The sequence below is a fragment of the Moorena sp. SIO3I6 genome, assembly GCF_010672095.1.
Window position 1 is genome coordinate 1 of sequence record NZ_JAAHHU010000828.1, and the last position, 2,129, is coordinate 2,129.

At 45.1% G+C, this 2,129-nt stretch carries 3 protein-coding genes and 2 pseudogenes; 2 read left to right on the forward strand and 3 right to left on the reverse strand.

Annotated elements, in window-relative coordinates:
• Nucleotides 1–224: 224 nt before the first annotated feature.
• Together F6K49_RS43245 and F6K49_RS43250 are read right to left on the reverse strand one after the other, a co-directional pair.
• Nucleotides 225–443: pseudogene (locus F6K49_RS43245) on the reverse strand (zinc ribbon domain-containing protein); the annotation flags it as partial.
• Nucleotides 444–577: 134 nt separating this feature from the next.
• Nucleotides 578–1,588: pseudogene (locus F6K49_RS43250) on the reverse strand (transposase); the annotation flags it as partial.
• 68 nt (nucleotides 1,589–1,656) lie between these two features.
• Between F6K49_RS43250 and F6K49_RS43255 the strand changes: the two are divergent.
• A complete protein-coding gene (locus F6K49_RS43255; protein WP_293107810.1) occupies nucleotides 1,657–1,830 on the forward strand; it encodes a CopG family transcriptional regulator in 174 nt (57 codons plus the stop codon).
• Nucleotides 1,817–2,038, forward strand: coding sequence for a hypothetical protein (locus tag F6K49_RS53930; protein ID WP_366514307.1), 222 nt, complete (start codon nucleotides 1,817–1,819; stop codon nucleotides 2,036–2,038). The genes F6K49_RS43255 and F6K49_RS53930 overlap by 14 nt, the downstream gene beginning before the upstream one ends.
• Here F6K49_RS53930 and F6K49_RS53935 read toward each other — a convergent pair.
• On the reverse strand, nucleotides 2,015–2,122 hold the full coding sequence (locus tag F6K49_RS53935; RefSeq protein WP_366514308.1) for a PEP-CTERM sorting domain-containing protein: 108 nt from the start codon (nucleotides 2,120–2,122) through the stop codon (nucleotides 2,015–2,017). The two genes, F6K49_RS53930 and F6K49_RS53935, sit on opposite strands and share 24 nt — an antisense overlap.
• Nucleotides 2,123–2,129: the final 7 nt, after the last annotated feature.

Below are 2,129 nucleotides of genomic sequence, written 5' to 3' on the forward strand. Positions count from 1 at the left end.
CCTACACTGACCTTTCAGGTTCAGTGTAGGCAACAAGCGCCAATCCAGCTATTGCTTACGGAGGCGCTGGGCTTTAAGAACGGACTGCCGAGAGACGAAACCTTAGATAGTGGAGCCTTTATGGTTAGTCGGCTATGCATAAAAGGGTTAAAACTTTTTGATTAGCGATGCAGCGCGGTCTTGGGGGTTTCCCCCATGAGCGACTGCATCAAGACAAGGCTCCACTATCTTACGGTAACTTCAAACCCTGCCGCTCTATTTCGTATATTGATCGCAGCATTGTGGTCGCGTTCGCGTAGCGTCGCCTTCGGCGAATCCAAACTGCATCCGCAATAGGGACAATCATGCCACCGAACATGCAGCTTTTTAGGGACTTTTTTGCCGCAATTGGAGCAATTCTGTGAAGTATTTTGAGCACTTACTGGAATCGCCAACAGGCCGGAGACGAAACCTTAGATAGTGGAGCCTTTATGGTTGATCGGCTATGCATAAAAGGTTAAATCTCTTGTAATAAGGCTCCACTATCTTACGGTAACTTCTAACCAGCATTTAAGGCCGTAGGCCACGCTACGCGAACGGCTTTGCTTGTTAAGATTGTCAGAAAGCTAGACCACCCAGCGTCCAACACAGATTTAGCCAATCGAGATTTAGCGAGTCCCTTTACATTTAACTTTTCGTGAGCAACTACGTCATATTTTGATAGTAAATAATTAGCGGTCTTGAAATGGAAGTCTTTTCGCTTATCCGCTACTTTTTTGTGTTGTTTACCAAGTTGCTTGATAGCTTTAAGCCTGTTACTACCTCTCTTATTCCGTCGAGATATTCTCTTTTGAATAACCCTCAGTCTTTTCTGAGTCTTTCGGTAATATTGGGGAATCTTGATCGTCTCCCCTTCAGAGGTAGTCAAGAACTCCTTAAGGCCAACATCAATACCAACTATTGAGTCTAGATTGATATCAGGTTTAATCTCGGGGACGGTCTTATCTTCTAGAGATAAAACCAGGTAGTACCTATCACACTTTTTAGTAATCGAAGCTGTCTTGATTTTAAAGCCATTCGGCGTAGCCGACGCTTCGCGAACAGGAAGAGGACGATGCAGTACAACCTTGACCTTGCCTATTTTTGGCAGGTTAATCAGATTGCCCTCCAGACACCCTTCCTTCATTTGAGGGTAAGTAAAGGTACGGTAGCGGTGCTGTTTTTTAAATCTGGGTCTGCCACTCCGCTTCCCATTGCTATCCCCTTTGATGAACCTATCAAAAACTAATTTGACTCTTTTAACTACATCCTGAAGTACCTGGGAATAAATGTCCTTATACCAGGGATGAGTTTTTTTAAGATTTGGTAAGGTCTTTTTCTGGGAGTAATAATCTGGATTGTCTCTTAATTCGGGAAGATGACAGACAAGAGGGCAAGCATTAATTGAGCAACGATTTTCTTCGTACCATCTGAATCGTTCGCGTAGCGTCGGCTTTGCCGAATCCGCTAACAAGTAATTGTATTGAGCACATAGCATTGATAGCCAGTGATCTATCTTAGCTTGCTGATTTTTCCTCGGTTTTAGCCGGTACTGGTACGCGATTCTCATTTGACTTGCCCTCTTGCTTATCGACCTAGTAATATTATACTATATGTACGGTCATATGGCAAGGCATAATGAAAGACAAAAAATTAACAATTAGGATTACCGATTTTGAAAAAAGACAACTGGAACAAGAGGCCAATCGCAGAGGAATGACCTCATCTGAGTTGATTAGGAGTTTGATAGCTCGTTTCCCTGATCCAAGGAATCCTGTCCGCGATTCATCCCACACTCATGCTACGCATTGAGATGTGGGGCTTCTCGCGGATGAAGCTAAACGCAGCGTTCGCGTTCGCGCAGCCTGGGCTTTGCCGAAAGCGTGGCCATTCGAGTAGCGTGGCCTTTTGGGCAAGGTCAATCCCATTTATCCTCCCCACTCTTCTCGATTCCCGATTCCCGATTCCCGATTCCCGATTCCCTACTCCCTACTCCCTACTCCCTACTCCCTACAGCTGAGGTAGCAGTTAAGGCACCAACAGCTAATAGACCTAATAGAGTGGTTGGTTCTGGAACGGTAGCTGGGGCTCCGTCATAAAACACGGTAATG